Below are 7,035 nucleotides of genomic sequence, written 5' to 3'. Positions count from 1 at the left end.
GCCTCATCGTACCGAGGTGGCGGTGTCCCTTTTTTCTTCGTTTTCTCTTCCATGGTTTTGCCCCTTTCCTTTCCATTTTACGACCGTCTTTTCTGTCCGTCAATTCGGGTATAGGGGCACCACCGTTCTTCCGGGGATGTGCTGCTTTTCTTCATTGCGAAGTAGGCGGCGGTGCTGACATCCTGAATGCGGAATCGCTGCCAGCCGTCCATGATGTTGAGTGCATCGAGCCGCTCACTGTCCAGGTCAATGTGGTATGCACCCACCACTCGTCCGGTGTTGTCCAATCGCTCCAACACATATGTGTCGAACTGCTCACGGGATAACTTTTCTCCACGGGGAAACATTCCGGTGAATCGTGCGGGGGGATCGCCCTCGGCCTTACGGATGTAACTGCGCAGGCGGCTGGCGGTCTGAAGAAACTCCAGATGTTCTTCCGCCAGGAAGTAGGTAGAACTGCCGCCCTCCGTGACATGGAAGACGGCAAAGCGGCGGGCGGCTTCTCGAGCTTTCCGCTCCTCCTGATCCTCCTTCCAGATTTCAGCGCTGATGCGCTCATACTCCCGCTGGGGGAGCTGGTTGCACATCTCGTCAATGACGTCCTCCAGGTGTTCCTCCAGCGTTTCATCTTTCAGATGCTTGCTCAGCGCATCGTACCAACGCTTGTCAATCCAGAGGGTGATGTCCTTGCCGTTCACTGTATCACCTCCATTTCCTCTAGGGGCTTGGGCGTGGTGGGTCTGGGACTGCGCCGAGATCTGGTGGGAGCAGACGTGTCAGTCTCATCGATGTACTCACGCACAGGGGCAGGGACATACTTTTCGTAGAGTTTTACCAGGGCATCCGTCATCTCACGCTCCAGTTCCAGATCTCGCTTGCTCATGTAGCGTTTCAGGGCGGAGAGTTTTTCCTCGTCAAAAGAAATGGTAAGGTTTACTTGTTTCATTGGCACTTCCTTTCTCAGTCGTAATTGATGTATTCAATCTCCAGCCAGTGGGGCATAGCCGATGGTGGAGGGTTCCGGGTCGAGTTGGATGAGACAAACACAGTCTGTTCTCCGAAATGAGAAAGGCCGGAGCGTTCGCTCCGGCCTACACAGGGGTAAGATCAGTTTGGATTTGTATCCTGGGCAGAATAGCTCATCCATCTGGATGGGCGCTTCCTCCAGCAGAGTTTACCGACAAGATGATCAGCGGAATGGAAAAGGGGACCGCATCTATGAGATGCGATCCCTCTGCATTCTAGCTGGTCACATTGTTAACTCGGGGTTCCTCGACTGTTGCTCCTGCTGCATCAGGAGGTTCATACTGTAGTCCAGTATCTTTTCCTTGCGCTCTGTCAGCATGGTGAGGTAGAACTCCCGCTGGAGCGGCTGGAGCTCCGGAATTTCATCCAGGAACTTCTGTATCCTGTCCAGATCGATTCGTGCGGCGATCCGTCTGAGTGCATCATTGCACTCCGGATAGCGCAGGGAAGCGATAAAATCGAAGTACGGAATCTTTACACCGTTTTCTTCAATGGAGGAGGCAGGGAACACATAGATTCGCCGGTCGATCTCTTCCTGCGACTTCAGTACCTCTGCCATGTGGGGCAGATCCAGCTGCGGATAGAGACAGGAACCGCAGTCATAGACCGGCGCAATCTCCACACTTTGCTCCTCCTCACTCACCAGCAGGCCCCAGTTACCGTTATGCCGGTCAAAGTTTCCGAGGAGCGCATCCGCAATAAACATATCCCAGAAAAATTTCCGAAGTTCATCTGCTGGATATAATGTTTGCTCATCAATAGCTTGCAGAATCGATGACAGCTCCTTGCCGTAACCATTCTGCTCACTGTCGATACAGGTGTTCTTCAGTTGGGCGAACTCAATCAGCCGCTTTCCGCCCTCTGTAAAATCACGGCAGGCAACCACCAGCTTGCTTTTGCCCCGACGATCTGTGTAATTACCCAGCAGGGTATCCTGTACCCGGAAGCCCAGCATCTCGAAAATATGACAGGCCACATATTCGCTGATGCATCCGTTGGTGTAGCTCATTTCTTTGTTCCGGCTGGGGCGTGGAGGAAACTTCAGCATATAACTGGAGCCCGCATAGGAGATATTGATCTTATTTCCGTTCGCACCGCCATAGGCACGGAAACGGTTGACAGGGCAGTTGGTAAAATCGATCACGAGTCGTTCCTCCCCATTACAGGTATTTTGCTCTCAGGTAGTCCGCCTGCTCCCGCGTGATGGCGCTGCTCCACTGGTTGGAGTTGATGGCGCCATACAGCTCTCCCCACAGGCAGTCCATGTAGGACACATGGTCTTTCTCTCCCTGGATATATTCATCCAGGGCCTTTTGCAGGCTGGCCGGCAGATCCCTTTCCAGGTAGGAGCGGTCGTTTGGCTTCCCGTCCGGGGCCTGCTTTTGCTCTACGGTCATGGTCAGAAGCTGCTCCATGGGGATGTCCAGCGTGGCGGCAAGCTTGCTCAACGTCCCGGCATTGCACCGCGTCAGCGACGTTTTGCCCGAGCAGATGTCCGCCAGCGTGGCCCATGGAACCCCGCTGCGCTTGGAGAGCTGGTAGCGGGAGAGACCCTTTTCCCGCAGGACTTGTTGAATCGTCATATGCATCACCCATCTCCGATTATATCGGTATCCCGATAAGCAGTCAAGGGGTGCAGGCATAGCCAAATCGAAGGTGATGGTCAGGTTCACTTGCTTCATGGGCACTTCCTTTCTCAGTTATAGTTGATATAGGGAATCTCCAGCCAGTGTGTCCATCCTCTGCCTTCCAGCTGGGTCTTCACCACACCGCATTGAGTGTTCATGGCTTCGATGACATAACCGTCGCCGACGTACACACCGATGTGTCCGTTCTGCCAGACCGCCAGACCAGGTGTGTCCGGCATGGTATCGATGGGCCCAGACACGGAGGCGGAGTAGAACATTTGGTTGGCGCCCAGGTCGGGCATACCGTTGGTGGCGTAGCCAATGGTGAGCGTCTCCGGGTCGAGCCAGCCATACCCTTTGATCAGCCCCACGCAGTCGGTGGTACGTCCACCCAGCCAGTTGGAACGAATGAAGTCTGCGTAGGTACCAACACCGTCGGGGTACTGTTCCTGCTTGTAGGCGAAGAGGGAATCGGTGAGGACATTGCCGTAGGTTCCCCACACATAGCCCCAGCCGGACTCCCAGGCGTGAATGGCATAGAGAGCCAGGTTTGCGGCATTCTTGGTGGAGGGATCGGTGAAGGTGGAGATGTCCAGCTCGATGCTGGTTCCATCCCCACGGAGATACTTACCGTTGTAGCTGCCACCACCAGCAGTTCCAGCCACCGAGGTGTAGACGTGGTTGATGTTGCTTTGGTCATCCTCTGTGATGTCTCTGCCCAGATGAGCTTCCAGATGGGTGTATGCCTGGTAGAGAGAAAGGGGCACGTTGACGGTGTAGGTCTCCTCCTCGGTGGTGACGATGCCGTCCTCTTGCTCTATCTCCACGGTGCGGGTTCGGGTTTCTGTGGTGTAGAAGCAGGCCACAAAGCTGTCCGCTTCGCTTTGGGATGGAGCATCCTCACCAAAGCAGAGAGCATAAAAAACGGCCTTGACTCGCAATGGGTCAAGGCCGTTGCCGCTCTCCATCTGCTCATTGGCGGAGACCACCGCTGAATCCAGAAGGGAGAAGGCGGAACGCATCTCCTCAATGGAGTGGCGAAACTCCGCAGGGACTTCAGCAGAGAGTGTGCTGCCGTAGAAGCACGCTTCCACTGAGGCATTGTTGTGTTCAGCACCGCCCGAGCCAATGGAGCAGAGCAGGGCGATCAAAAGAATGACAGGGGAGAAGACAGCGAGCAGCACCCAGCCAAACCCTTTTCGAGTTTTCTCGTTGGTGAGCAGCGTGGCGGCGGCTTTGGCGATTGCCGCAGGGATTGCCATCAGCGACCACCTGCCGATCCAAAGAGCTTCTCCTTGTAGGCCGGGGCATGGACTTCCAACAGGTATCGCTCGTTGCCGCACTTGTACAGGCAGACACCCCGCTGGGGAAACTTGATGAGATTGTACTCGGCTTCCTCCAGTTGGAGCATATCCATGTAGGAGCGCTTGTCGATGGAGCCTGCGTTGAAGAGAAACTGATGGGGCGGGATGCTGAACAAGGGCTTGGTCATCTCCCGGATGCCCTCTTGGTCGAAGTCCTCCAGGTTCTGACTGGCCAGTAGCATGGCGGACTCCTTTTTGCGCACCCGCTTGAGACAGTTGCGGATGTACTCGATGGCAGTGGGATTGGACAGCCAGATATACAGCTCGTCCAGGGCGGCCACGGTATTTCCCTCGGTGAGGAGCTTGTCAGACATATAGGACAGCACATTGAAGAGCATGGCATTGCGGACATTTCTCGCTGCACTGAGCATCCCCTTCACACCGAAGACCAGGAAGCGGCTGGAGGTAATGTTCGTGTGTCCGTTGAAGAACTGGGCATCGGCGCCCTTGCACATGGAGTGCAGCCCCAGCAGCACCTCCTGCAGAAGATTCTCGGTGTAGAGAGGATGGCGGCTGGTATCATAGTTGTGAAACTCCTCCTCCATCAGGTCATAGAGGTCGGAGAGGATGGGGTAGTCTTCCGGGTGCATCTGCGTAAAGTTGGTGTCCTCGGTGATGCCGAACTTCTGGTACAGCTTGGAGAGCATGATTTCGATGGTGTCGATGTGGGCATCGCTGAAATCCTTGTAGGCTCGGAAGAAGTCTTTCAGGAAGGAAATGTGTTGGGCCAGCAACGTGTTTTTGTGGAAGGGCTCCGGCGCATCGTCGGCATTGGGGTCTCCGCTGTTGTCCCAGCACTTGGGTTCCAGGACATTGATGAGGTAGTGTCCGGCCATGAGGTCGGCAAAACAACCACCCACCGCCTCGCACATCTCCTGTTGCTCATGTTCGGCATCCAGGGAGATGACAGATTTGCCAGACTCCAGCAGATTGAGAATGAGCAGCTTCATGAGATAGGACTTGCCCTGGCCGGAGTTGCTCAGGATCAGGATGTTGGCGGAGGTTTTGTCTTCGTCTCGCTGATCGAAGTCCACCAGAATGTTGCTGCCGTATTTGTCTTTGCCGATGTAGAAGCCCTTGGGGTCCAGCTTGCCGGAGTAGTTGAACGGGTACAGGTTGGCCACGGAACTGGCTGGCAGCACCCGTTCGAACTGGACTCCAAAGACGTTGTACCCACTGGGACCCACACAGCGGAAGCCCTGCTGCTGACGGAGCAGGAGCTTGTCCACGTTCAGCTTGCTTCGAACCAGCTCGGTGAGTACATCGGTCTGGAGCAGTTTGAGTGCATTGTAATCTGGGGCCACCAACTCCAGGTACACGGCACAGTGGAGGAGAGGTTCACGGTTGCGGTGCATAGAAGCCACCAGGGTGGCCACATCCTGCAGGTTGCTCTCTGCAGTGATGGTCTCCTGCAGATTGCTGGTGTTGGAGCTGCTCAGTCGGTTCTTATTGGTGGCATTCTGGATGATGCGTTTTTCTTCGGCGGCAGTGACCTGCCTGGTATAGATGTGCAGAGTGATGCCGTCCTTCTTGCCCAGATGACGGAGAATGGCCTGCTCATCGGTGCTGGTGGGATATTCCCGGAGTGCCCAGACACAACGGTAGGTGTTGCCACAGATGAAGTGGTCAGGCAGGAAACTGACCAAAGAGGGGGCGATCATGTTCAGAAAGGATTTGGTGTTGGACTCCTCGCCCATCTGGGCAGCGGACTTTTTCGATTTTCTTGCCAAGGTAGATACCTCCTTATTCTTCGGTCGTGACCCAGCGGTCCCCGTCGAAGTCCTCGAAGTCTTCTGTGGTCACGTTTTGCTCGAAGTAGACACCAAGCATCCGCTTGAGATCCTGCTGGGTGGCCCGGCGGGTGGTGAAGCCGTTGTCGTTGATGCTCTGCTCGATGCGGGAGAGATATGGGAAGACATCTGAGCCTTGATCTTCCCGCAGCCGAACGACGATATAAAACTCCCGGCTGGAGGCCATCAACACCTGGATGCGATCTAGGTGCTGGCTGTCTTGGGCCAGAAGCTTGCCAATGGCGGGAAGCTCCTCCTGCTCCATGCGCTCCTGGTAGAAGTTTTTGTTGTACTCAAAGGACTCCTTGGAGTTGAGCGCCAGCATTTCCACCTCGGCCAGCCCTTTCATCACATGGAGCAGAGCATAGATCCTTGCGGTGATGCTGGTGTCTGGCAGGACGCTGATGTTGGTGGGCTTGATGATGAAGAACACCAGATCCCCCATGTGGGTGGAGATACAGTAATCCTTGAGACTGTCAATGCCCATCAGCTGCTGGGTGGACTGGGCTGACTTTTCTTTTTTCTTTCTGCTCATTCGAATTCCTCCGTAACGTGTGGCGGGACCAGGTAGGTGCAGCACAGGGTGACGTGACAGACCAATGTCTTGGGATTCTGGGTAAAGTGATAGTTTGCCCGGACATTTTTGATGCCGGAACAGCCGTATTTCTCACCCAGCATGCCAGCCACATAGCTTTTCAGCAGAGCCCGCAGACTGCGAAATCCATAGTAATGCTTGCCGCTTTTACTGCGGCAGCTCCAATTGGTCTTGGGGTCCTGCCAGAAGTAGACGTTGTCGCATTCCCAACGCTTGCGCTTTCGGCTCCACCAGAGTTTCAGGGATGCGGATCGCTGGACTTCTTCATAGGTCCAGGGAATCAGAGTGTGGTTGGCAGGGGAGAGGGGGGTATTATGATGATTCATACTACAGTCTCCATTCGTAGAATTGCCGTTTGGTAAACAGAAAGGCCACCGCATACCGGATGAAGTCCAGAATGCTGGTGCCATCAAATCGGATGCTGAGGAAGGTATAGACTGCCGTCAGCACCAGTGGGACGAAGATGCCGGTCTGGGTGAGCGCCAGGACAGAGAGCAGAAGGCCCACACCGATGACGCTCACGTCCCGGAGTTCCCAGAGCCACAGGGTTGCTTTGGCGGTCAGGTTATCGGGATAGATGTACAGATTGATTCACCTCCAAGAGAAAAGCCGCCGGGTTTCCCCAGCGGCCA

9 protein-coding genes are annotated in these 7,035 nt (G+C 55.1%); all 9 read right to left on the bottom strand.

Annotated elements, in window-relative coordinates; translation table 11 throughout:
- Positions 1 to 77: 77 nt before the first annotated feature.
- Complete coding sequence (locus tag B5F98_RS01960; protein ID WP_087369382.1) at positions 78 to 698, bottom strand: hypothetical protein; 621 nt, start codon at positions 696 to 698, stop codon at positions 78 to 80.
- Positions 695 to 946, bottom strand: coding sequence for a DUF6103 family protein (locus B5F98_RS01955; protein ID WP_087369381.1), 252 nt, complete (start codon positions 944 to 946; stop codon positions 695 to 697). Before B5F98_RS01955 ends, B5F98_RS01960 begins: the two co-directional genes overlap by 4 nt.
- 303 nt (positions 947 to 1,249) lie before the next feature.
- Entirely contained in the window at positions 1,250 to 2,170 is a 921-nt protein-coding gene (locus tag B5F98_RS01950) for a HipA domain-containing protein (protein ID WP_087369380.1), read from the bottom strand.
- Positions 2,171 to 2,186: 16 nt separating this feature from the next.
- Positions 2,187 to 2,708: a helix-turn-helix transcriptional regulator gene (locus tag B5F98_RS01945; RefSeq protein ID WP_343219386.1), complete on the bottom strand. Its 522-nt coding sequence runs from the start codon at positions 2,706 to 2,708 to the stop codon at positions 2,187 to 2,189.
- A gap of 14 nt (positions 2,709 to 2,722) precedes the next feature.
- Positions 2,723 to 3,916 (bottom strand): hypothetical protein, encoded by a 1,194-nt coding sequence (locus B5F98_RS01940; protein ID WP_087369379.1) that lies wholly within the window; start codon positions 3,914 to 3,916, stop codon positions 2,723 to 2,725.
- Positions 3,916 to 5,715 carry a type VI secretion protein gene (locus tag B5F98_RS01935; protein WP_087369386.1) on the bottom strand — a complete coding sequence of 600 codons (1,800 nt, stop codon included), beginning with the start codon at positions 5,713 to 5,715 and terminating at the stop codon, positions 3,916 to 3,918. The genes B5F98_RS01940 and B5F98_RS01935 overlap by 1 nt, the downstream gene beginning before the upstream one ends.
- A 46-nt stretch (positions 5,716 to 5,761) precedes the next feature.
- The gene (locus B5F98_RS01930) at positions 5,762 to 6,343 is read right to left on the bottom strand and encodes a hypothetical protein (protein WP_087369378.1); all 582 of its coding nucleotides are present in this window, start codon (positions 6,341 to 6,343) and stop codon (positions 5,762 to 5,764) included.
- Entirely contained in the window at positions 6,340 to 6,729 is a 390-nt protein-coding gene (locus B5F98_RS01925; RefSeq protein WP_087369377.1) for a hypothetical protein, read from the bottom strand. The genes B5F98_RS01930 and B5F98_RS01925 overlap by 4 nt, the downstream gene beginning before the upstream one ends.
- Position 6,730: 1 nt before the next feature.
- The gene (locus B5F98_RS01920; protein WP_087369376.1) at positions 6,731 to 6,988 is read right to left on the bottom strand and encodes a hypothetical protein; all 258 of its coding nucleotides are present in this window, start codon (positions 6,986 to 6,988) and stop codon (positions 6,731 to 6,733) included.
- Positions 6,989 to 7,035: the final 47 nt, after the last annotated feature.

Source organism: Pseudoflavonifractor sp. An44 (assembly GCF_002161675.1).
Classification (GTDB): Bacteria; Bacillota; Clostridia; order Oscillospirales; family Oscillospiraceae; genus Enterenecus; species Enterenecus faecium.
Note: the sequence above shows the minus strand (reverse complement) of the source record. Positions and strands in the feature narration are given on the sequence as shown.

Excerpts from the sequence above, each read along its gene's own strand:
- B5F98_RS01955 (WP_087369381.1), bottom strand. The coding sequence starts at position 946 with ATGAAACAAGTAAACCTTACCATTTCTTTTGACGAGGAAAAACTCTCC.
- B5F98_RS01945 (WP_343219386.1), bottom strand. The coding sequence starts at position 2,708 with ATGAAGCAAGTGAACCTGACCATCACCTTCGATTTGGCTATGCCTGCA.
- B5F98_RS01940 (WP_087369379.1), bottom strand. The coding sequence starts at position 3,916 with ATGGCAATCCCTGCGGCAATCGCCAAAGCCGCCGCCACGCTGCTCACC.
- B5F98_RS01935 (WP_087369386.1), bottom strand. The coding sequence starts at position 5,715 with ATGGGCGAGGAGTCCAACACCAAATCCTTTCTGAACATGATCGCCCCC.
- B5F98_RS01930 (WP_087369378.1), bottom strand. The coding sequence starts at position 6,343 with ATGAGCAGAAAGAAAAAAGAAAAGTCAGCCCAGTCCACCCAGCAGCTG.
- B5F98_RS01925 (WP_087369377.1), bottom strand. The coding sequence starts at position 6,729 with ATGAATCATCATAATACCCCCCTCTCCCCTGCCAACCACACTCTGATT.